Source organism: Ideonella oryzae (genome assembly GCF_024055665.1).
Taxonomy (GTDB): Bacteria; Pseudomonadota; Gammaproteobacteria; order Burkholderiales; family Burkholderiaceae_C; genus Ideonella; species Ideonella oryzae.
On sequence record NZ_JAMXMC010000005.1, the window covers coordinates 115,275 to 137,683 of the forward strand.

20 protein-coding genes are annotated in these 22,409 nt (G+C 70.5%); 16 read left to right on the plus strand and 4 right to left on the minus strand.

Features of this window, described 5'->3' with window-relative positions; all coding sequences use genetic code 11:
- Positions 1-73: 73 nt before the first annotated feature.
- Positions 74-871, plus strand: coding sequence for a winged helix-turn-helix domain-containing protein (locus M0L44_RS09365; protein ID WP_252769444.1), 798 nt, complete (start codon positions 74-76; stop codon positions 869-871).
- 112 nt (positions 872-983) lie between these two features.
- Positions 984-3,155, plus strand: coding sequence for a hypothetical protein (locus M0L44_RS09370; protein ID WP_252769446.1), 2,172 nt, complete (start codon positions 984-986; stop codon positions 3,153-3,155).
- A gap of 78 nt (positions 3,156-3,233) precedes the next feature.
- Here M0L44_RS09370 and M0L44_RS09375 read toward each other — a convergent pair whose 3' ends face one another.
- The gene (locus M0L44_RS09375; RefSeq protein WP_252769447.1) at positions 3,234-5,354 is read right to left on the minus strand and encodes a D-(-)-3-hydroxybutyrate oligomer hydrolase; all 2,121 of its coding nucleotides are present in this window, start codon (positions 5,352-5,354) and stop codon (positions 3,234-3,236) included.
- A gap of 163 nt (positions 5,355-5,517) precedes the next feature.
- On the opposite strand from M0L44_RS09375, the gene M0L44_RS09380 reads away from it, so the two are divergent.
- Together M0L44_RS09380 and M0L44_RS09385 are read left to right on the plus strand one after the other, a co-directional pair.
- Entirely contained in the window at positions 5,518-6,321 is an 804-nt protein-coding gene (locus tag M0L44_RS09380; RefSeq protein ID WP_252769450.1) for an enoyl-CoA hydratase/isomerase family protein, read from the plus strand.
- A 71-nt stretch (positions 6,322-6,392) separates the two neighbouring features.
- Positions 6,393-7,130 carry a hypothetical protein gene (locus M0L44_RS09385; protein WP_252769451.1) on the plus strand — a complete coding sequence of 246 codons (738 nt, stop codon included), beginning with the start codon at positions 6,393-6,395 and terminating at the stop codon, positions 7,128-7,130.
- On the opposite strand, the gene M0L44_RS09390 is transcribed toward M0L44_RS09385, so the two are convergent.
- Positions 7,115-7,696, minus strand: coding sequence for a hypothetical protein (locus M0L44_RS09390; protein ID WP_252769453.1), 582 nt, complete (start codon positions 7,694-7,696; stop codon positions 7,115-7,117). The genes M0L44_RS09385 and M0L44_RS09390 overlap by 16 nt on opposite strands.
- Positions 7,697-7,758: 62 nt before the next feature.
- Here M0L44_RS09390 and gspG point away from each other — a divergent pair, with 62 nt between their 5' ends.
- The 11 genes from gspG (at position 7,759) to gspF (ending at position 18,609) form a co-directional block, all read left to right on the plus strand.
- Entirely contained in the window at positions 7,759-8,205 is a 447-nt protein-coding gene (gspG, locus tag M0L44_RS09395) for a type II secretion system major pseudopilin GspG (RefSeq protein WP_290429047.1), read from the plus strand.
- A gap of 27 nt (positions 8,206-8,232) precedes the next feature.
- Positions 8,233-8,691 carry a prepilin-type N-terminal cleavage/methylation domain-containing protein gene (locus M0L44_RS09400; protein WP_252769455.1) on the plus strand — a complete coding sequence of 153 codons (459 nt, stop codon included), beginning with the start codon at positions 8,233-8,235 and terminating at the stop codon, positions 8,689-8,691.
- The gene (gene gspI / locus M0L44_RS09405; RefSeq protein WP_252769457.1) at positions 8,688-9,068 is read left to right on the plus strand and encodes a type II secretion system minor pseudopilin GspI; all 381 of its coding nucleotides are present in this window, start codon (positions 8,688-8,690) and stop codon (positions 9,066-9,068) included. Before M0L44_RS09400 ends, gspI begins: the two co-directional genes overlap by 4 nt.
- Positions 9,068-9,787, plus strand: coding sequence for a PulJ/GspJ family protein (locus M0L44_RS09410; RefSeq protein ID WP_252769459.1), 720 nt, complete (start codon positions 9,068-9,070; stop codon positions 9,785-9,787). The genes gspI and M0L44_RS09410 overlap by 1 nt, the downstream gene beginning before the upstream one ends.
- Complete coding sequence (gene gspK / locus M0L44_RS09415) at positions 9,787-10,743, plus strand: type II secretion system minor pseudopilin GspK (protein WP_252769461.1); 957 nt, start codon at positions 9,787-9,789, stop codon at positions 10,741-10,743. The genes M0L44_RS09410 and gspK overlap by 1 nt, the downstream gene beginning before the upstream one ends.
- A 97-nt stretch (positions 10,744-10,840) precedes the next feature.
- On the plus strand, positions 10,841-12,274 hold the full coding sequence (gspL, locus tag M0L44_RS09420) for a type II secretion system protein GspL (protein WP_252769463.1): 1,434 nt from the start codon (positions 10,841-10,843) through the stop codon (positions 12,272-12,274).
- Entirely contained in the window at positions 12,271-12,789 is a 519-nt protein-coding gene (locus M0L44_RS09425; protein WP_252769464.1) for a type II secretion system protein M, read from the plus strand. The genes gspL and M0L44_RS09425 overlap by 4 nt, the downstream gene beginning before the upstream one ends.
- Positions 12,786-13,637, plus strand: a complete 852-nt coding sequence (gene gspN, locus M0L44_RS09430; protein ID WP_252769466.1) for a type II secretion system protein N — start codon at positions 12,786-12,788, stop codon at positions 13,635-13,637. Before M0L44_RS09425 ends, gspN begins: the two co-directional genes overlap by 4 nt.
- Before the next feature lie 2 nt (positions 13,638-13,639).
- Positions 13,640-15,934 (plus strand): type II secretion system secretin GspD, encoded by a 2,295-nt coding sequence (gene gspD, locus M0L44_RS09435; protein WP_252769467.1) that lies wholly within the window; start codon positions 13,640-13,642, stop codon positions 15,932-15,934.
- Between the two features lie 4 nt (positions 15,935-15,938).
- Positions 15,939-17,375, plus strand: coding sequence for a type II secretion system ATPase GspE (gene gspE / locus M0L44_RS09440; RefSeq protein WP_252769469.1), 1,437 nt, complete (start codon positions 15,939-15,941; stop codon positions 17,373-17,375).
- Positions 17,376-17,388: 13 nt separating this feature from the next.
- Entirely contained in the window at positions 17,389-18,609 is a 1,221-nt protein-coding gene (gspF, locus tag M0L44_RS09445) for a type II secretion system inner membrane protein GspF (protein WP_252769471.1), read from the plus strand.
- A 30-nt stretch (positions 18,610-18,639) separates the two neighbouring features.
- Here the strand turns inward: gspF and M0L44_RS09450 are convergent, their stop codons facing one another.
- Both M0L44_RS09450 and M0L44_RS09455 read right to left on the minus strand, forming a co-directional pair.
- Positions 18,640-19,491: a hypothetical protein gene (locus M0L44_RS09450; protein ID WP_252769473.1), complete on the minus strand. Its 852-nt coding sequence runs from the start codon at positions 19,489-19,491 to the stop codon at positions 18,640-18,642.
- A 95-nt stretch (positions 19,492-19,586) separates the two neighbouring features.
- On the minus strand, positions 19,587-21,137 hold the full coding sequence (locus M0L44_RS09455) for a methyl-accepting chemotaxis protein (protein ID WP_252769474.1): 1,551 nt from the start codon (positions 21,135-21,137) through the stop codon (positions 19,587-19,589).
- Positions 21,138-21,375: 238 nt separating this feature from the next.
- Here M0L44_RS09455 and M0L44_RS09460 point away from each other — a divergent pair, with 238 nt between their 5' ends.
- Positions 21,376-22,374 (plus strand): AAA family ATPase, encoded by a 999-nt coding sequence (locus M0L44_RS09460; RefSeq protein ID WP_252769477.1) that lies wholly within the window; start codon positions 21,376-21,378, stop codon positions 22,372-22,374.
- Positions 22,375-22,409 lie beyond the last annotated feature (35 nt).

Sequence of the window (22,409 nt, forward strand, 5' to 3'; positions counted from 1 at the left end):
ACCCCCAGATCCCTCGGCAAGCCCCCGAGGCAGGCCTTAGGCTTCGTATCCAGGTTTTCCCCATCCTTGGCTCATGATGTCCGACCACACCCCATCGCCCCAGCGTCCCGCCCGCATCCTGGTGGTCGACACCGACCCTGAAGCGCAGGAGGCGATCTCCCGCACGCTGCTGCAGCGGGGGCACCAGGTCGAAGTGAGCGATGACATCGGCACCATTGCGCAGTGCGGACGGCGGGGCTTCGACCTGCTGGTGGCGACACCGGAAACCCGGCTGCGTCGGGGGCCGGACCCCTGGGTACAGCTGCGGCTGCTGAGGGACAGCGGTGGCGCGCCCCCGGTGCTGGTCCTGCTGACCGCCAGCCATGCGGCTGACCGGGCCGTGGCCCTGGAACTGGGGGCCGATGCGGTGCTGGACAAGCCCTTCCACCCCGGGGAGCTGCGGGCCCGGGTGCATGCTCTCCTGCGCCGTGCCCGCCCCACGGCCATTCCCTCGGCGTCGGCTGTGCGCTTCGGTGACTGGGAACTGGAGCCCGACAGCCGCACGCTGGTGGCCCCCACCGGGCTGCAGGTGCCCCTGTCCGAGGCGGAATGCGCGTTGCTGCAGGCCTTTCTGGAACACCCGCGCAGCACCCTGAACCGACAGCAGCTGCTGGACATGTCCCGCGGCCTGGGCGTCCAGCAGCTGGACCGCAGCATCGACCTGCTGGTGTCCCGATTGCGTCACAAGCTGGACGACGACCCCCGCTCGCCCCGCCTGATCCACACCGTGCGCGGCATCGGCTACCTGTTCCATGCCCTGGCGGACCCGTCGGGACCTGGCCCCGGGCTGACGCCCGAGGACAGCCTGGCGACACCTCGTCCGACGACATAGGGAGTCCCAAGCCTGGGGTCTCCCCCTACACTGCGCGCCGGAGGCTCATGTCCTCCGAACACGACCGTTGGCGACTTGCCGACGGGTTCTGCGGATCAGTGCGGGAAGACCCATGTTGTTGCGACTGTTGCGAGGGGGCCTGGCGGGCCTGTTGTTGCTGGGCTTGCTGGCGGGTTGCGGGGGCGGTCGTGCCGAGAACCCGACCCTGTCGCTGAGCCTGTCGGTCGATGGCAGCACCGCGGCAGGCACCACCAGCGGCGGCACCACCACGCTGCAGATCCAGTCCGGCCAGACGGTCGCGATGGACAGCAGCCTGGATGTGGCGGTCGTCGAATCCCCCGGGCAGGCCACCCTCACCTCGCTGACCAAGACCAGCACCTCCTGGGTCGGCCTGGTCAACAGCGCCGTGGAAGACGACGTCACCCTGCTGGTGACCTCGCGCGACTACCCCGACCAGACCCGCACCGTGGTGCTGCACGTCACACCCACCCCCCTGGCCATCAATGTGGTGGTGGACGGCGTGACCCAGACCGCCACCGCAGTCGGCAGCGGCGGCAACTACTCGCTCAGCATCCAGTCGGGCCAGACTGTGGCCCTGCAGTCCAACGTGAACCTGGATCTCACCAGCGACTTCGGCGACGCCCGTGTGGCCAACCGGTTGGTGTCCAAGACGGGTTGGCAGGGTACCCTGACCAGCGCCGTGGACACCGAGGTCACCTTCACCGCCGCCGTGGACGGCGACAGCAGCCGCAGCGCCCAGATCCATGTGCTGATCGCCGCCACCCCCCTGCAGGTCGGCGTGAAGGTCGATGGCGTCACCCAGAACGCCGCGCCGGTGCTCGCCGGCGAGAGCTATACCGTCACCATCAGCTCCGGCCAGCAGGTCGCCCTGCACAGCACGGTGGCCATGGTCGTGGATGAGAGCCTGGGCTCCGCCAGCAAGTCGGCCTACACCAAGACGTCCACCGACTGGTCGGCCAACCTGGCCAGCGCCAGCTCGTCCGAGGCCACGCTGGTGGTCAAGTCCAATGCCGACAACAGCCTGATGGCCACCATCCATGTGGTGATCGATCCCAAGCCGCTGGCGGTCACGGCCTCTGTGGACGGCGTGCTGGTGACCAACAGCCCGGTGACCGCCGGCCAAACCTACCAGCTCAACCTCAACTCGGGCCAGCAGCTGACACTGGACAGCACCATCAAGGTCAACTTCGCCTCCGCGTTGGGGGCGGCCAGCGCCAGCAACATCAGCAAGTCCAGCACCGAATGGCAGGCCTCCCTGAGTGCTGGCACGGCGACCACGGTCACCCTGACCGCCACCGCCCAGGGTGACAGCACGCGGGTCGCCACCTTCGTGGTGCATGTGGCCGCGGCACCGCTGCAGGTCGGCGTGCTGGTCAATGGTGTCTCGGTCACCGCCACACCGCTGCTGGCCGGCCAGGCCACCACCGTCAACATGAGCTCGGGCCAGTCGCTGACCCTGAACAGCAATGTGTCCTTCCAGGTAGACGAATCCCTGGGCACCGCCACCAAGAGCGGCTACACCAAGACCGCCAACACCTGGTCGGCCACGCTCAGCAGCACCGCGCCGACGGTGCTCACGTTGACCGCCAAGTCGGCCTCGGACAGCAGCCAGGCGGTGACCATCAATGTGGTGCTCGACCAGATTGCACTGACGGTCAATCTGCAGATCCTGACCAGCGACGGCAGCACCGTGGTGCAGACGGACACCGCCACCGCCGGAGACGTCAAGACCTACAGCATCCCGACCGGCTACCGGGTCGCCGTCGGCTCGCCCACGCTGCCGATCAACGTCACGGCCGACCTGGGCGATGGCCTGGCCCGCTATGTGAACAGCGACAACCACAGCTGGAACGCCATGCTGGTCAGCAGCAGCGCCACCGAGGCCGTGCTGAATATCACCCCGCAGGGCGCCACCACCGGTGGCCTGACGCTGAAGTTCGACATCGTGCCCAAGGACTTCGCCGTTGACGTGAGCATCAATGGCCTGGCCCTTCCCACCAGCCCTTATGCGGCGGGTGACGATCGGACGATCGTGGTCTCGTCCGGCGACGTGGTGGCCATGGCCAGCGACAACAACGGCAATATCGTGGTCACCAGCACGCTCAACGGTCTGACGGAGTCCTCCGTCACCAAGACCAGCAGCGCCTACACGGTGTCGCTGACCAACGGCACAGGGGCGGATCAGACTGCGGTCTACACGATCACGTCGGCGTCCGACTCCACCGCCAAGGTGACCTTGCACATCACCGTGCGGGCCCCCTGACTCAGATCGGCCCTGCCAACGCAAAGAAGGGGGTGGACCTTGCGGTCCCCCCCCTTTCTCTTTGTGTGCGCTGCAGAATCAGTCCGGCACCACCAAGGTCCGGCCGTCAAAGACGATCTGAGCCGCGGGTGCCGGGGAAGCGGCAATCGGCGGCACGTTCTGGACAGACAGCGCCGTGCTGCTGCTGGCACGCGGCACGGTGTGCACCACCTGGCTGCCCGGCAGCGGGGCGCCGGTGGTCAGGTGGGCCCAGACCGCGTCCAACGTCGCGTTGAAGTACACATGCAGCGGAATGAAGCGGGTGTCGTAGCCCAGGGCCGGTCCATAGGACATGAAGGCATCGAAGTGCTGGCCGTTGGTCACCTCGATGTAGCGCGTGGGACTGCCGGGCTCGACCCGCTGGTTGCGGGCGAAATAGGCCCGGGCCGCATGGTTGACCGGCAGCAGGGAATCGCTGCGGCCCGCCACGATCACCGTGGGCTTGCCGTGCAGACGGGCACCGAGCTGCACCTGGGCCACGCCGGCCTTCACCCGTGCGGCCGCGCTCGCCGCCTCCCCAGTGAGCGCCGCGCCACGCACCGCGTCCTGCCCGGTGGCCAGCGCGCGCAGACACAGCGCCCCATCCAGGCCGAAGTCAGCCCGGCCGGTGCTGGGCGAGGTGGACAGGAAGTCCAGCCGCGGTCCGCCCACCGAACCGTCGTAGACGACGTTCACCCCCGAGGTCGGCGGAATGCCATTGCCGCTGGCGAACAACCCGGCCTGGGTTGTCGGTGACTGGGCAATGGGCAGGCCGCTGGCATCGGTGTTGGCGAAGCTGTAGCCGCACAGGTCGTCCAGCGCACCAAAGCGCCCCAGCGCATTGGCGTAGGTCACCGCGATCGCGTTGGTGGCCAGGCGGAAATGCGACTGCTGCAGGAAGGCGCTCTCCGGTGTCCAGCCATGGGCCAGCAGCACGTCCCAGGCACTGTCGGCCTGGGCGGCCACGGTGTCGCCCGTGATCAGCCCACGCTCGGCCAGGCCGGTGCAGCGCTGCTGGGCCGACGTGGTGTAGGCCGCCGGCCAGAAGGCCGGGTCCATCGACAGCCCTGTGCGCGAGGACAGCAGGGCACAGGGCTGGTAGAGCGCCGCCAGCGTGAAGTAGTCGATCAGCGGCAGGCCGGTCACCGGCACGGTCGCGCTGCCCTGGCGGATCTGCACACCCGGGGTCGGCCGGGGCTGGGCGTTGGGTTCGCTGACCGCCACCGCGTCGATCAGGCCCTCGGTGTCCTGCTCGGCCGCGGCCAGCGCCGCACCGCCGCCGTTGGACACGCTGGAAGCGATGACCAGGGTGTTGGCCGGGGTGAAGTGGCGGCTGCCGGCGTACTGCTGGTTGAGCACGTACAGCGCGAAGCGGACGGCGCTGAGCGTGTTCTGGCCCCAGTCCTTCTCCGGGTTCTGTCGCGAGTGGGCATGCTCGTAGGCCATGCGGTTGGGCAGGGCCGCGTTGAAGGCGGCCACCCGGTCGGCCGGGGCGCGCACCCGGAACAAGGCCTCGGTGCCCGCCGTGGCAGCGTCCATCGGCAGGCCCTCGCGGGAGGTGACCACCCCGGTCATCAGGTCGTGGTAGCCGTTGCCCGAGCCCTTGTCGGTGTAGGCCACCGCGCAGCCGTGCTTGAGGCCCCACTCGCCGGCGGTGGCGATGGCCCCGTAGATGCCGCGTGAACCCGAGGAGGTGGCGGTGACGATGCAGGCATGGTCCGGGTCGAAGCCCACCGGCAGCTGCACCATCAGCGTCACATTGCGGCGCCCGCTGCCGTCGTCGGCCCAGGCCGTGGTTTCCGTGCCAGCGATCTTGCCCTCGCCCAGGGTGTCCTGGCCGTGGATGTCGATGTTGGGCCCGTAGAAGACCCCCATGCCGCCCAGCGGCGTGATGTCCACCAGGGCCCGGTAGTTGGTGTAGATGGCGTTGCGCCGCAGCTCGCTGGCCGTCGGGTGGGCGGGATCGACGTAGGCCGGCGTGGCCCCCATCAGCCCTGTCTTGCCCAGGCCGGCTGTCAGGAGGTCGTCGCTGACCCCATCGGTCACCCGCACCGTCACCGGCCCGCGCACCCCGGGTGGCAAGGCCGCATCGCCCGCCCATGCCGTGCCCAGCGTGGCCACGCAGGCGCAGCCCAGCACCAGTGGCCGCAGCCAACCGCGGCCGTTCGTTCCATTGTTCATCGTGTCGCTCCCTGTGATCGCCTCCTGGCTGGAGGCCGAGCGATTCTGAGCGGGTGCCCCCGGCTTGTGGCGTCCTCCGCGGGATAGTCCCGATGCCGTGGCCCCGCGTGGTGAAATGCGGCATCGCGGCCCTGTCAGCGCCGCCCCCCATCGCCGCTTCCCCATGCCCGGACACATCCACTTCCATCCGGCCGATGCCCAAGGCATTGCCCGGGTGATCATCAGCCACCCCGGCAAGCTCAACGCGCTGGACATCGCCATGTGGCGCGACCTGCGGGCCGGTTTCGACGCCATCCGCACCCAGCCCCGCCCGCCGCGGGCTCTCATCGTGCAGGGCGAAGGCGGCAGCTTCGTCGCCGGGGGCGACATCGAGGAATTCCCGCGCTTCCGCTTCGACCCGGCCACGCTGGCCGACTTCCACGAGGAGATCGTGGCCCCGGCGCTGGAAGCCATGCTGGCCTGCGACGTGCCGCTCATCGCGCAGATCGAGGGCGCCTGCATCGGCGGGGGGCTGGAGATCGCCGCCTGCTGCGACCTGCGCCTGTGCGGCCAGGGCAGCCGCTTCGGCGTGCCCATCGCCAAGCTGGGCTTCCCGATGGCACCGCGTGAGATCGAGATCGTCGCCCGCGTGGTGGGCGAGACGGTGCTGCGCGAACTGCTGCTGGAAGCCCGCGTGCTCAGTGCCGAGGAGGCCCGGCTGCGGGGCCTGGTCACCCGGGTGCTGCCCGATGCCGAGGTGGCCGCCGACGCCTGGCGCACCGCCCAGCGCATCGCCGAGCTGTCCCCCCAGGCCATGCGTCTGAACAAGCAGGCCCTGCGCCACTTCACCCAGGGCCCGGCCAGCCAGCGCGCCGACCGCGAGCCGCACTACGCCTATGCCCCTTCGGCCGAACACCGAGAGGGCCTGGCCGCCTTCAACGAGAAGCGCCCCGCCCGCTTCCTGGACCCGGACGACCCGGCCCGCTGAAACCGGCGCGGCCCCGGCCCCGGCTTGCGAGACCGCCCGGGCCGTGCAGAATCGGGCACAGGAGGACTGACATGCGGCGCCTGGGCATCAAGAACGCGGCAAGCGCATGGGCCGGCTGGAGCCTGGCCCTGGCAGCTGGGGCCAGTGGCGCAGCCTCACCGGCCGACCCTGCCGACGGCTGGGCCCGTTGCCAGCGGGACACCAACCCGGAACGCTGCCTGGCGACCCTGGAGACCGAAGCCTTGCAGGCGCCCCATGCACGCAAAGCCCCCTGGGCGATCCGGCAGGGAGCCTTGCTGCGGCTGCAGGCGCCCGGGGCGTCGGAGATCCGGCTGGAGGACAGTGCCCAGTCGCATTACCGGGCACTGGGACCGGTGGGCCGCAGCGGCACCTGGCTGGTGGCCCGCCTGTCCCCTGCCGACAGTCCCGCACTGCTGTTGGTCAATGCGGCATCGGGCCAGAGCCTCGGGCTGGATGCCCCGCCACGACCAGCCCCCGACGGGCATCTGCTGGTCGCCATCCGGCCCGGACAGCCGGACCACGACGGCTCGACACTGACCTTGCTGCAACGCTCCGGCAACCGCTGGAGCGTGGTGTTCCGCTACGAGGCCCCGGCGGGGCTGCATCTGAACTTCCACCGCTGGCGCAGCGACGGTGCTGCGGTCCACCTGCAGTGGCAAAGATCAGCCACCCCGACCTGTCCGACCGGAGACGGCAGCGCCCAGCTGAGGGACGGCCCCTTCGGCTGGGATTTCGTGCCGGAGATGCCACCGCCCTGCCAGGCGGCAGAGGCTCACTCTTCTTCCTGACCGTCCTGAGGGTTGGGCGGCGGCGTCTGGCCGGCCGACTCCTGACGCAGGCCCTGGCCCAGCACCTGGGGCTGCCCCGGCAGGCCCACCCGTGGCGTGCGGACTGCCGCCCCGTTCGGCACGGCGGAACGCTGCACGGTGTTCGGGTCGGGCAGGCTCAGCGAGGTGCTGGCCGGACCGCCCTTGGGTCCGAGTTCGACCGAGCGCTTGCTGACCGACAGCAGCACGGTGTCGCCCTCGATCACAGCCCCGGTGCGCCAGGGCCGGGCCGGCTGCCCGCCCACGGAGATCAGCGCCACGCCCTGCGGGCTGTCCGAAGCCTTGCCGCCCGGCGCCACGATACCCAGCAACTGGAAGCGGCCGTCACCGGCATCCTCTTCCTGGTCGTCCGCCACCGCCACCGTGCCCAGCACGCGGGCCAGGCTACCGCCCTGCGGCACGCCCGCCGTTGCGGCCTGGGCCGTGGCAGGCAGACCCTGCGCACGCACGAAGAGCTTGAGCCCCCAGAACAGACCACTCATGGCCACCAGGGCCCACACCACGAACGTTAATAAACGCGACGCCATCGGACGATTATGATGCATGCCCACACTGAGAACCCTGGCCGTTTCCGGCCACGTTGACCACCATGTCTGTGACATTTCCCCAGCAGCCGATGAAGCGGCTGCGCCAGGCCGGTTTCACACTGATCGAACTGATGGTCGTGCTGGTGATCATCGGCGTGCTGGCTGCCCTGATTGTGCCCAACGTGCTCGACCGTGCCGATGACGCCCGCGTGACGGCGGCGCGCACCGACATCGGCAATCTGATGCAGGCGCTCAAGCTCTACAAGCTGGACAACCAGCGCTACCCCACCGGCGAGCAGGGTCTGGATGCCCTGATCCGCAAGCCGACCACCAGCCCGGTGCCGTCCAATTGGCGCCCCTATGTGGAAAAACTGCCCAACGACCCCTGGGGCCGGGCTTACCAATACGCCAACCCGGGCGTGAAGGGCGAGATCGACGTGTTCAGCCTGGGCGCCGATGGTCAGCCCGGTGGCGAAGGTGTGAACGCCGACATCGGCTCCTGGCAGTAAGCGATCGTCATCCGTCGGCATCGGTCCATGGCCCACGCTCAACGCCGGCAACGGGGTTTCACGCTGCTGGAGCTGATGGTGGTGGTGGCCCTGCTGGCTGTGGTGGTGGGCATGGCCTCGCTGTCGCTGCGTGACAGCGCCGCAGCCCGGTTGGATGAAGAAGCTGTCCGTCTGTCGGCCCTGCTCGAAGGGGCCCGCGCCCGCTCCCGCGCGATGGGTGTGGAGGTGGACTGGCAACCCCTGCCCGACCAGCCCGGTTTCCGCTTCGTCGGCCTGCCCGACACCGTCCACCTGCCCGACCGCTGGCTGGACGAGGACACCCATGCCGAGGTCATCGGAGCACCTTCGCTGGTACTGGGGCCGGAGCCCGTCATCGGCGCCCAACGGGTGGTGCTGAGCCTGGGCGAGCGCCGCGTGGTGCTGGCCACCGATGGCTTGAGCGCCTTTGCGCCGCTGGCCGAGCCAGAAGGGAAGCCCACCCCGTGAACCCGCGCCGCCCTCTTCATGCCACCGGACGCGGCTTCACCCTGGTCGAGGTGCTGGTGGCGGTGGCCATCGTGGCCATCGCGCTGGCGGCCGGCAGCCGGGCCGCCGGCTCTCTGCTGGGCAACGCCCAACGCCTGTCCGACGTGACGCTGAGCCAATGGTGCGCCACCAATGTGCTGACCAGCATCAAGCTCGCCAAGCAATACCCGGACATCGGCACCAGCAGCGGTGAATGCGAGGAACTGGGCCGCACCTTCACGAACACAGTGAAGGTGCAGGCCACCCTGAACCCCAACTTCCGCCGTGCGGATGTGGTGATCACCGACGAAGCAGGAGTCAACCTGGTGACCCTGTCCACCGTCCTGTCACGCTACTGATGCGCCCCTGCTCCCACCCTGCCCTGATCCACCCTCGCCCTCGCCTGCGCGGCTTCACGCTGGTCGAGGTGCTGGTGGCCCTGTTCATCATGGCCGTGCTGGCCATGATGGCCTGGCGCGGCATCGACGCCCTGGTGCGCTCCCGTGACGGTGCACAGGGCAACGCCCAGCAGATCCTGGTGCTGTCGACCACCGTCAACCAGTGGGAGCAGGATCTGGCCCAGCTGCAGCGCACGCCCGGCGTGCCGGCCCTCAAGTACGACGGTGCGGCCCTGCGCCTGACCCGCCGCGCCAAGGACGGCCTCGTGCTGGTGGTCTGGATGCTGCAGGGGGACACCCTCTACCGCTGGGCCTCACCCCCCTCCAGCCGGGTGACCGACCTGCAGGAGTGGTGGCTGCGCAGCCAGCAGTGGTCGGGCATCCGCGAGAGCGCACTGCCCATGCTGGGGCAGCTCTCCGAGTGGCAGGTCTACTACTACCGCGAGGGCGACAACACCTGGAGCAATGCGCAGTCCAGCGCGGGGCGCAGCAACGCGGCGGCCCCCGTCGCCCCGCCGCCAACGAATCCGGGCACCGGGGGCGAGGGCGAGGGCACGCCCACCCCGCCCGACACCTCCAACGACGAAGACGCCGACCAGCTGCCCCAGGGCGTGCGGCTGGTGCTGCGGCTGCCGGCCGGCACGCTGACCCGCGACGTGCAGCTGGCAGGAGACCACTGATGCGCCGCCCCACCCGCCATCCCCAGCGAGGTGCGGCCCTGCTGCTGGCCATGGTCATCGTGACCCTGGTGGCCACGCTGGCCGCCGGCATGGTGTGGCAGCAGTGGCGGGCCATCGAGGTGGAAAGCGCCGAGCGCGCCCGAGTGCAGTCGTCCTGGCTGCTGGACGGCGCGCTGGACTGGGCTCGGCTGATCCTGCGCGAGGATGCCCGCGAAGGCGGCACCGATGCCCTGACCGAGCCCTGGGCCACCGGTCTGGCCGAGATCCGCCTGTCCACCTTCCTGTCCACCGACAAGGACAACACCGACACCGACATCGACGCCTTCCTCTCGGGAGACATCGCCGACGCCCAAGCCCGCTACAACCTGCAGAACCTGGCCACCGACGACACCAAGATGTACCAGGCCGAACTGGTCATCTTTGCCCGGCTGTGCGACCTGCTGGGCCTGCCGGCCGGCGTGGCCACCCAGATCGGCGAGGCCATGCAGGCCGCCAGCGACGCCCAGGACCTGGCCGACGAGGGCCAGAAGGTCCAGGCCGGTGCACCGGTGCGGGTGCAGCGCGTGGCCCAGCTGCGCTGGCTGGGCCTGGACCAGGCGACCCTGGCCAAGCTCGAACCCTATGTCGTCATCCTGCCGCAACGCACGCCGGTCAACATCAACACTGCCCCGCCCGAGGTCCTCATGGCCGCCATCGACGGCCTGGACCGTGCCAGTGCCCAGCGCCTGGTGCAGCAGCGACAGACCCTCAAGAAAGGCTTCGACCAGATCAGCACCGCTCAAAGCCTGCTGGGCGGAAAGGTCAAGCTCAGCGGCCAGAACGTGGGGACCCAGAGCAGCTACTTCCTGGTGACGGGCCAGCTGCGCTACGAGGACTCGGTGCTGCGCGAAGTCTCGCTCGTGCAGCGCCGTGGGCTGAACGTGCGCGTGCTCTGGCGCGAGCGCGTCCCCGTGTAAAACCCCCCAAGCGATGCATCCAAGCCCCACCCGGACCAAGCCACAATAGGACGCTGGCCCCGCCCGTCCGGCCTTCCTGCCCTGTCGCCTTCACCCCATGTCCCTTCTGATCGTCCAGTTGCCAGCCTCCCCCCGGCTGTCCGCCCCAGGTGCCGACACCGCCGACGTGCCGTCCGCCGAGGAGCTGGACTTCGCCTTCAGCCAGGATGGCATCCACCTGACCCGCAGCGGCCGGGCCCCGCTGGCCGAGCTGCCTGCCGCCACCCAGCGGGTGGCCGTGCTGGCCCCGGGCGACATCAGCTGGCACCGCATCACGCTGCCCAAGGCCTCTGGCCTGCGCCTGCGCCAGGCCTTGGCCGGGCTGCTGGAAGAGGCCCTGCTGGATGACGAGGCCGACCTCCATCTGGCCCTGCCCCCCCAGGCGCGCGGCGGCGAAACGGTGTGGGTGGCGGCGGTCAACCGCGGCTGGTTGCGCGGCCAGATCGCCCGGCTCGAACCCAGCGGCCAGACCCTGGACCGGGTGGTGCCCGGCTGGCGTCCAGACGGCGTGACCGCCGCCCATGTCTGGGGCGACCCGGAACACCCCCAGCTGGCCTGGCGCGATGCCCAGGGCGCGGTGTGCGTGCCGCTGACGGGCGCACGCAGCCTGCTGCAGACCGTACCGGCTGAAGACAGCGTGCACTGGACCGCCGCGCCGGACACTGCCGCCCAGGCCGCCGAGCTGGCGGGCGCCCCGGTGGCCGCCCTGTCCCTGGGCGAATGGCTGATGCAGGCCGCCGCCGGCGAATGGAACCTGCGCCAGTTCGACCTGGCCGCCCAGCGCCGCGGCCACCGCGCCCTGCGCGAAAAGCTGCTGCCGCTGTGGCGCAGCCCGCGCTGGCGTCCGGCCCGCATCGGCCTGGCCGCCTTGCTGCTGGTACAGCTGGTGGGCGCCAATGTCTGGGCCTGGCAGCAGCGCCATGCCCTGGCCCTGCGCCAGCAAAGCATGACGGCCCTGCTGCAGACCACCTTCCCGCAGGTGCGGGCCGTGATCGATGCGCCGGTGCAGATGCAAAAGGAAATCGACCTGCTGCGCACCACGGCCGGCAAACCGGGCGAGACCGATCTGGAACCCCTGCTGGCGGCCGCCGAAGTCGCCTGGCCTTCCGGCCGTGGCCCGGCCAGCGCCCTGCACTTCGAACCGGGCCGCCTGACACTGACCAGCCCCGGCTGGTCGCCACCGGAGGTGGACGGCTTCCGCAGCCGCCTGCTGCCCCTGGGCCTGGATGCCGAGCCCTCGGCCAACGGCCCCAGCATCGTGAAGGCCCGCCCGGGCGCGATGCCTCCGCCCTCGGCCGCGCAGACGCCTCCGGCCGCCGGCCCGCGGCCCACACCGACGACGGCGCCCGGTGCCCGACCCGCGGCCGTGCCGCCCCAGAGCGACGAGGAGGAGGTGGATGTCTCCGGCCCGCCGCCAGCCAACGTCCCTGCCCGTCCGCTGGGCCGCGCCCCGGCCAACCCGACCGCCCCTTCGGACGAGGCCACCCGATGAACGACCGCAGCACCACCGCCCGCCCGTCCCTGGCATCCGCACTGGTGCCTCTGCAGGCCCGCTGGCAGACGCTCAACCCGCGCGAGCGCACCCTCGTGAGCGCGATGCTGGCCGCCCTGGGCGTCCTGCTGCTGTGGGCGATCTTCATCCGCCCGGTCTGGAAGACCTGGCGCGAGGTGCCACCGCAGGCCGAAGTCCTGGAAGCCCAGTGGCTGCAGATGCAGCGCCTGGCCAGCGAGGCCCAGCAGCTCAAGGGTCAGAGCCCCATCACCGCCGCGCAGGCCACCGAGGCCCTGCAGGCGGCCACCCAGCGCCTGGGTGCGGCCGGCCAGCTGGCCATCGTGGGCGACCGGGCCACCCTGACCCTCAAGGCCGCCTCCCCCGATCAGTTGCGCACCTGGCTGGGCGAAGCCCGCCAGGGCGCCCGCACCCGCCCGATCGAGCTGCAGCTGCAGCGCGATGGCACCGGCCACTTCAGCGGCCGTGTCGTCGTTTCCCTGCCGGGACAGCCGTGAGCACGCCCCCCGCCTTTCGTCCCCGCTTTGGCGCCCCGCGCCGTGCCCCCGAGGCCCGGCCGGAGGCCCGCACGCGTGCCTGGGCCTGGGCGGGGGCGGCCCTGGGGCTGCTGCTGGCCCTGCCGATGACCGTGCCGGCCGCCTGGCTGGCCGGTCTGGTGTCCCGCGCCACCGAAGGCCGGCTGCAGCTGGCCGAGGCCGAAGGCCCCTGGTGGAACGGCAGTGCGCTGCCGGTGCTCACCGGTGGCCCGGGCAGCCAGGATGCCTCGGTGCTGCCCTCCCGGCTGCACTGGCGGGTGGGCATGCACTGGAACGGGTTGAGCCTGACCCTGTCGCAGCCCTGCTGCGCCGCCAGCCCCTTCACGCTGCGCTGGCAGGCCGGCTGGCGCCAGCAGCAGGTGGCCATCGAGACCGCCAGCGGCGATCTGCTGGGCCAGTGGCCGGCGAGCTGGCTGATCGGCCTGGGCGCACCATGGAACACGCTGCGCCCGGATGGCCAGCTGCGCCTGAGCAGCCACGGTCTGACCCTGCTGTCCGGCCCGAACGGCTGGTCCCTGCAGGGGCAGGCCCAAGCGGAGCTGCTGCAGGCCTCCTCGCGGCTGGTGCCGCTGGACAGCCTGGGCAGCTACCGGCTGCAACTCTTTGGCCAGCCCGGCGGACCGGCCCGGGTCAGCCTGCAGACCCTGGAAGGGGCGCTGCAATTGCAGGGGCAGGGCGAATGGCGCCAGGGTCAGTTGCACTTCCAGGGCCAGGCCCAGGCCGCGGCGGGTCAGGAACCGGTCCTGAACAATCTGCTGAACATCATCGGCCGGCGCCAGGGGGCGCGGTCCATCATTTCCATCGGGTGAACATGAGCTCTTTGAACCACCACGCACCGCGCGGCCCTGTGGCCGCACCGCAGCCCCGCCTGAAGCCCCTGGCCTTCATCCTGTCGCTGAGCCTGGCCGCACCGCTGTCGGGCCGCGCCGCGGGTGACGATCCGCCGATGCCCGCCACCCGGGCCCGCGCCCCGGTGACGCTGAACTTCGTCGATGCCGACGTGGACGCCGTCTCGCGCGCCATCGGCACCATGCTGGACCGCCAGATCGTGGTCGACCCGCGGGTGCGCGGCAAGATCACCGTCACCAGCGAGAAGCCGCAGCCCCCGCTGGAGGCCTGGCGCAGCTACCTGGCCGCCCTGCGCGGCCTGGGCTTCACCGTGGTCGAGAACGCCGGCTTGCTCAAGGTCGTTCCCGAGGCCGAGGCCAAGCTGCAGGCCGGCACCGTGACCGTGGGCACGCCCACGGCCCATGGCGACCAGGTGGTCACCCAGATCTTCCGTCTGAACCACGAGAACCCGAACAACCTGGTGGCGGTGCTGCGTCCGCTGATCAGCGCCAACAACACCATCAACGCCAACCCCAGCAACGGCACCCTGGTCATCACCGACTACGCGGACAACCTGCAGCGCCTGGGCAAGATCATCGCCGCCCTGGACCAGCCCGCCGCCTCGGAGATCGAGATCGTGCCGGTGCGCTACGCCATGGCCTCGGACCTGGCGCCGCTGATCCAGAAGCTCAGCGACGTGGCCGCCAGCAATGCGCCCGGCGCCGCGGCCGTGGGCCAGAGTGGCAGCGCCACCACCATCATGGTGGAGCCGCGCACCAACGCGCTGGTGATCCGCGCCGCCAACCCCACCCGCATGGCGGCCACCAAGGCCTTGATCGACAAACTGGACCGCCCCGTGCCCGGCGGCGGCCCGGCCGGCAACATCTGGGTGGTCTACCTGAAGAACGCCGACGCGGTGCGCCTGGCCGAGGTGCTGCGCGCCGCGATGGCCAGCGGCGCAGCCGCGGCCAGCGGATCCGGCGGCAGCACGGCCGGCACCGGTGGGCTCACCGGTGCGGGTGGCAGCAGCACGCGCCCCACCGCCACGGCCACCAACCCAGGCAGCTTGGGCAACAGCAACGGCAGTGGCGCCACCAGCGCGCTGTCCAGCGCCTCGACCACCCCGGTCAGCGCCACCGCCTCGGTCTCCACCGGCGGGCAGATCCAGGCCGACCCGGCCACCAACTCGCTGATCATCTCGGCCCCGGAACCGGTCTATCGCCAGATGCGCCAGGTGATCGACCAGCTCGACACCCGCCGCGCGCAGGTCTATGTCGAAACCATGATCGTCAAGGTGGATGCCGCCAAGGCAGCCCAGTTCGGCGTGCAGTGGCAAGGCATCCTGGGCAGCACCAGCAACAACACCATCGGGTACGTCGGCACCAACTACGGCAGCACCGGCAACATTGCCAACCTGACCCTGGCCCAGTTCACGGGCACCAGCACCAGTTCCAGCAGTTCCAGCAGCGCCAGCACCGCCGCGTCCCTGAACCAGGGCATCAACATCGGCATCCTGAACAAGATCAACGGCGCCTTCACGCTGGGCGCCCTGGCCAACTTCCTGCAGACCCAGACCGGCGCCAACGTGCTGTCCACGCCGAACCTGGTCGCGCTGGACAACGAGGAAGCCAAGATCGTCATCGGCTCCAACGTGCCCTTCGTCACCGGCAGCTACACCAACACCGGCGGCAGCAGCAACTCGGTCAACCCGTTCCAGACGGTCGAGCGCAAGGATGTGGGCATCGTGCTGCGCATCAAGAGCCAGATCGGCGAGGGCGGCACCATCCGCATGACGGTCTACCAGGAGAACTCCACCCTGCGCTCGGACGGCAGCTCCATCACCGACAAGAGCTCGATCGAGACCTCCGTGGTGGTGGACGATGGCCAGACCATGGTGCTCGGCGGCCTGCTCAAGGACGAGTACGGCGATGCCGACAACAAGGTGCCGCTGCTGGGCAGCATCCCGCTGGTGGGCAGGCTGTTCAGCAGCGACAACCGCACCCGCACCAAGACCGACCTGATGCTGTTCCTGCGCCCGGTCATCATCCGGGACAACGCCTCGATGGACAAGCTGGTGGTGGACCGCTACGACGCCATCCGCGCCGTGCAGCAGAACGCCCAGCCCGAGAAGGACATCCTGCTGCCGGTGGACAGCGCCCCGGTGCTGCCGGCCCGCCAGCCCGGTCAGAAGGTGCCGGCGGCCCCGCTGGTCACCCAGCCCTTCGACGCGCCGCAGGCCCCTGCCGACAGCGCCTCGGCCCCTGCCACCACGAATTGACACCATGGGCCAGCGACACCCCCTGCCCTACGCCTTCGCCAAGGCCAACACCCTGCTGCTGGAAGACGACGGCCAGCGCCTGGTGCTGCACTGCGCCGACAGCAGCCCGCGCAGCGCCTTGGGCGAGGTGCTGCGCCTGTATGCGGTGGACCAGCTCGAGACCCTGCCGGCCGAGGCCCTGGCCCGCCGCCTGGCCGAGGCCTATGCCGGCGGCGAGGGCAGCGCGGCCTCGGTGATTGGCGAGGTTGAGAGCGCGGTGGACCTCTCCCGCATGATGCAGGAGCTGCCGGCGGTGGAAGACCTGCTGGAGGCCGCCAACGACGCGCCCATCATCCGCATGCTCAACGCCCTGCTGACGCAGGCGGCCAAGGACGGCGCGAGCGACATCCACATCGAGCCCTACGAGCGCAGCAGCTCGGTGCGCTTCCGGGTGGACGGCACGCTGCGCGAGGTGGTGCAGCCCAACAAGGCCCTGCACGCCGCGCTGATCAGCCGGCTGAAGATCATGGCCGAGCTCGACATCGCCGAGAAGCGCCTGCCGCAGGACGGCCGCATCAGCCTGCGCATCGGTGGCAAGGCCATCGACGTGCGGGTCTCGACCCTGCCCAGCGCCCATGGCGAACGCGCGGTGCTGCGGCTGCTCGACAAAACCGAATCCAAGTTCACGCTGGAAGGCCTGGGCATGGACGGTGCGGTGCTCAACGCCTTCGACCACCTGGTGCACCAGCCCCACGGCATCGTGCTGGTGACCGGCCCGACCGGCTCCGGCAAGACCACCACGCTGTACGCCAGCCTGGGCCGGCTGGACACCGCCACCACCAACATCCTGACGGTGGAGGACCCGGTCGAGTACGAGCTGCCGGGCATCGGCCAGACCCAGGTCAACGCCAAGATCGACCTCACCTTCGCCAAGGCCCTGCGCGCCATCCTGCGCCAGGACCCGGACGTGATCATGATCGGCGAAATCCGCGACTTCGAGACCGCGCAGATCGCCATCCAGGCCTCGCTGACCGGCCACCTGGTGCTGGCCACGCTGCACACCAACGACGCGCCCTCGGCCGTCACCCGCCTGATCGACATGGGCGTGGAGCCCTTCCTGCTCAGCTCCAGCCTGCTGGGCGTGCAGGCCCAGCGCCTGGTGCGCAAGCTCTGCACCCACTGCAAGAAGCCCGGCGAGCCCGGCCCCGATGGCCAGCCGCGCTGGGTGGCCGTGGGCTGCCCCGAATGCGGTGGCAGCGGCTACAAGGGCCGCACCGGCGTCTACGAACTGATGGTGGTGAACCCGGCGGTGCAGGCCCTGATCCACAACCAGGCCGCCGAGAGCGCGATCGTCGAGGCTGCGCGCGGCCATGGCCTGCGCTCGATGCGCGAGGACGGCGAGCGCCTGGTGGCCCAGGGCATCACCTCGCTGGAAGAAGTGCTGCGCGTGACCCGCGACTGAGCCCCACCCCACCATGTCCGCATTCAAGTACGAGGCCCTCAACGACGCCGGCAAGACGGTGCACGGCCTGGTCGAGGCCGACAACGCCAAGGCCGCACGCGCCCTGGTGCGGGGCCAGGGCCTGGTGCCGCTGGCCGTCACCGCGGTGGCCATGGCCGAGGCGGGCGGCGGCCGGTCCATGATGCCGCGCGGCCGCCGGGCCTTCACCAGCAGCGGCCTGACCGTCTGGACCCGGCAGCTGGCCGGGCTGGTCAGCTCCGGCCTGCCGCTGGAGCGGGCGCTGACCGCCCTGTCCGACGAAGCCGAGGAGCCACGCCAGCGCGAGCTCATCGCCCACCTGCGCAGCGAGGTCAACGCCGGCAGCCCCTTTGCCCGCGCCCTGTCCACCGCGCCGCGCGAGTTCGACGACGTCTACCGCGCCGTGGTGGCCGCCGGCGAGGCCAGCGGCGCACTGGGCCCGGTGCTGGACCGGCTGGCCAACGACCTGGAAGAGCGTCAAGCCCTGCGCGCCAAGCTGATCGGCGCCATGCTCTACCCGGCCATCGTCTCGCTGATCGCGGTGGTCATCGTGACCTTCCTGGTCAGCTATGTGGTGCCGCAGGTGGCCTCGGTCTTCGCCAACGGCAAGCATGCGCTGCCGGGCCTGACGGTGGCCATGCTGGCCATCAGCAGCTTCGTGCGGCACTGGGGCCTGCTGGTGCTGGTGCTGATCGCCGCGGGCCTGGGTGGCCTGATGGTGGCCCTGCGCAACCCGGCCTTCCGGGAGCGCTTCGATGCCGGCATCCTGACGGTGCCGCTGGTGGGCCGGCTCTCGCGCGGCTACAACGCCGCGCGCTTCGCCGGCACGCTGGCCATGCTCGCCAGCGCGGGCGTGCCCATCCTGAAGGCCCTGCAGGCCGCCGCGGAGACGCTGGGCAACCACGCCATGCGCGCCGATGCGATGGACGCCCTGGTGCAGGTGCGCGAAGGCGCGCCGCTGGCCTCAGCCCTGGCGGCCAAGAAGCGCTTTCCCGGCCTGCTGGCCATGTTCGCCCGACTGGGCGAGCAGACCGGCCAGCTGCCGGTGATGCTGGACCGTGCCGCCCGGCAGCTGGGCAGCGAGGTGCAGCGCCGCGCGCTGGCCGTGGCCACGTTGCTGGAGCCGCTGCTCATCGTTGCCATGGGCGGCGTGGTGATGCTGATCGTGCTGGCCGTGCTGCTGCCCATCATCCAGCTCAACACCTGGGTCAAGTGAGACCGCCACCAGCCCGCCAGGCCGGTGTGCTCAGCGCAGGGTGAGCCGTTCCAGCAGTGCGCCGAGCCACTGCAGACCATCGGCCCACTGGTCGGTGCTGCGGCAAAGCTGGTCGGCCAGCAGGAAAAACTGGACCGAGACCAGGGCCGCCCAACGGCCGATCAGCAGCGCCTTGGGCGGCTGGCCCACTGGGGCGACGGCCCCTCCAGCGGCCAGGCGGCGAGGCTGACGGAGCCGGCGCCATGCCTGCTGCGGTGCGCCGCGCAGCAGCAAAGCCGAGAGCGAGAGCGCCAGCAGGCCAGCCCAGATCAGGCCCAGCACCCACCCGCGACGCCAGGCCCGGTCGACCCCCTGGGCCGCGGCCCGGACCTCGGCGAGACGGGCCTGCTCGGCGGCATGCCACGCGTTCAATCGGGCGAGAAAGGCGGTGGCCGCGCTGTCCAGCCCCGTCGTGTAGCGTGCGGCCAGCGCTGGGGCTGCCTCGCCCGCCTGGCGCGCCAGGCGCAAGGCTTGCCAGGCCGCCCGGTACTGCGCCTGAGCCTGGAGCGTCTCGGCCTGCCAGGCCTGCTCCTCGAAGTCGAGTTGGGCCTGCACCCCTGCCGGCAAGCGCTGGTGCGCGCGGCTGGACTGAATCAGCGTGCGGGCCAGATCGGGATCCGCGCTCAGGGCGGCCACGGCTTCGCGCATCAGGCCGGCAGGCGCGGCCGCCTGCCACTGGGCCACGCCCTCAGCCACCTGGACGGCGGCCGCCAGCCGGGCCTGCGCCGACGGACGCGCCTGCGCCAGCCGCTGCAACAGCAGGGCCTGCAGGACCAGCAGGGTGGCCGCCGTGGCGGCCAGCAACATCAGCCAGCGGTTGGAGGGAAGGCGCAGCCGGGGCATGCGCCATTCTTGGAAATCGCCCCCCGTGCCGCTCCATGAAAAAGCCGCCCCGGGGGGCGGCTGATCGTGGCATCCGAGGCGTTGCAGACCCGCGCTCAGGCCTCCAGGCGGAAGGTCGACACCATGCCGCTCAGGCGGCCGGCCTGGTCCTTCAGGCTTTCGGCAGCGGCGGTCGACTGCTCGACCAGGGCCGCGTTCTGCTGGGTCATGCGGTCCAGGTCCGTCACCGCCAGGTTGACCTGGCCGATGCCCTGGCTCTGCTCGCGGGTGGCCGAGCTGATCTCGCCGATGATGTCGGTCACGCGCTGCACGCTGGCCACGATCTCGGACATGGTGCTGCCGGCATCGCCGACCAGGCGCGAGCCAGCCTCCACCCGCTCCACGCTGGCGCCGATGAGCGCCTTGATCTCGCGGGCCGCCTCGGCGCTGCGGCCGGCCAGACTGCGCACCTCACCGGCCACCACCGCAAAGCCACGGCCCTGCTCACCGGCACGGGCGGCTTCCACCGCCGCGTTCAGCGCCAGGATGTTGGTCTGGAAAGCGATGCCGTCGATCACGCCAATGATGTCCGCGATCTTCTGGCTGGACTGGTGGATATCGGTCATCGTGGCCACCACCTCGCCCACCACCGCGCCACCACGCTGGGCCACGTCGGCCGCCGAAGTGGCCAGCTGGTTGGCCTGGGCCGCGGCGTCGGCGCTGTTGCGCACCGTGCTGGTGAGCTGCTCCATCGCCGAGGCGGTCTCCTCCAGGTTGGAGGCGGTCTGTTCGGTGCGGGCGCTCAGGTCCTGGTTGCCGGTGGCGATCTGGGTGCTGGCGGTCGAGATGCTGTCCACCGCGCGGCGCACCTCGTGCACCGTCTTGCGCAAGGCTTCGCGCATCGCGTCGATGGCCTGCATCAGCTGGCCCGTCTCGTCACGGGCGTAATGGCGGCGGGCCGCCTGGCTCAGGTCCATCCGGGCCACGGCCTGCGCGGCCACCTCGGCCTCGCGCAGCGGCACGGTGATGCTGCGGGTCAGCTGCCAGGCCAGGGCCGAGCCGATCACGACAGACAGCAGCCCCATCACCACCAGCACGGCGGTGGCCCGCACACGCAGCGCCTGCACATGCGCGGCCGAGGCGTCGAAGGTCTGCCGCTGCAGGCCGACCAGGCTCTGCACCCCGGCCAGATAGGCCGTCGAGGTGGGCTCGAACTGCTCGCTGAACAGCTTGGCCGCGGCCTCGACGTCGCCGGCCTTCTTCAGCTGGCTGACCTGCTCACGCGCAGCCAGGTAGGCCTTGCGCAGCTCGGTCACCTTGGAGAACGCGGTCTTCTCCTCCTCGGTGTCCATGGCGACCTCAATCACCTTCTGGAGATCGTTGGTTTCGGCGATGGCCTTGGCGCTGGCTGGGGCGAAGTAGGCCACCAGGCTGGGGTCGCTGCTCTTGGCGATGGCCGCAGCGCGCTGCACCCCCGCGGAGGTGTTGTTCAGCCAAGCCTCACCGGCGCGCTCCACCTTCAGCTGGTCGTCCACCATGGTGCCGACCTCCCGGCCCAAGTCCCGCAGCATCAGGACGCTGGCAATGCCGCTGAGCAGCGACAGGCCGAGGATGACGGACAGGACCAGCGCCAAGCGGCGGCCGATGGTCACGTTCTGAAGCCACATGGAGAGTCTCCTGGAAGGAATGGGACGAAACGCACGAAGGCAGAACACACCATTCTTCACAGGCCATCGGGTCCCGATCGGTGGAAAAACCGGGAAATGGCCCGACGACACCCGGGCCCGGGTTTTGCTAAAGCGGCAACTGAGCCCGCATCCGGCCGCTGATCGCAGCTTGGGGCGGAACGTGCTTTGCTGCAATGAAGGCACCGGGGCGGCCGGTGCCTGATTGGATGGAGGTTGCATGTCCACATCTCACGAGCTCATGACCGTTCAGGGTGGATCGATCCCGATCGCCCGCATGCGCAGCGTCTACCGCGTCAACGAGGTGGAGCAGCGCCTGGCCAAGCTGCCCGACCGGGAACATGAACACCTGCGCAGCACCTACGAGCGCATGCTCGAGAAAGGTCCCGAGCGCTTCCAGGTCAAGCCCGCCGGCCTGCCGGCCATGGACCACCTCTACGACGAGTTGCCCAACTTCCACGAGGCGCTGGACGACCTCAAGCGCCAGATCGCCCTGGTGGAGGACAGCCGCGACGCGCTGGAGATCACCCCCATGCTGCTGCTGGGCCCGCCCGGCGTGGGCAAGACCCATTTCGCCCGCGAGGTGGCCCAGCTGCTGGGCACCGGCATGGGCTTCATCAGCATGAGTGCGCTGACCGCCGGCTGGGTGCTCTCGGGCGCTTCCAGCCAGTGGAAGGGCGCGCGGCCCGGCAAGGTCTTTGAAACCCTGGTGGACGGCCAGTACGCCAACCCGGTGATGGTGGTCGACGAGATCGACAAGGCCCGCGGCGAGCATGCCTACGACCCGCTGGGCGCGCTCTACAGCCTGCTGGAGCACGACACCGCCCACAGCTTCACCGACGAGTTCGCCGAAGTGCCGATCGACGCCAGCCAGGTCATCTGGGTGGCCACCGCCAACGACGAGCGCAGCATTCCCGAGCCCATCCTGAACCGGATGAACGTCTACGAGGTGCAGATGCCCGACCTGGAGGCCGCCCGCGCCATCGCCCGGCGGCTCTACCAGTCCATCCGCGCCGCCCACGCCTGGGGCGAGCGCTTCGACGAAAGCCCATCGGACGCGGTGCTGGACCGCCTGGCCGAGGTGGCCCCGCGCGAGATGCGCCGGGCCTGGATGACGGCCTTCGGCAACGCCCGGCTGGACGGCCGCGGCACCCTGCTGCTCAAGGACCTGCCCGCGGCCGGCAGCAGCCGCAAGACCACAATGGGCTTCGTGCACTGAAGGGCCGAGGGCGGCAGGCACGTTGACCTGCCCCG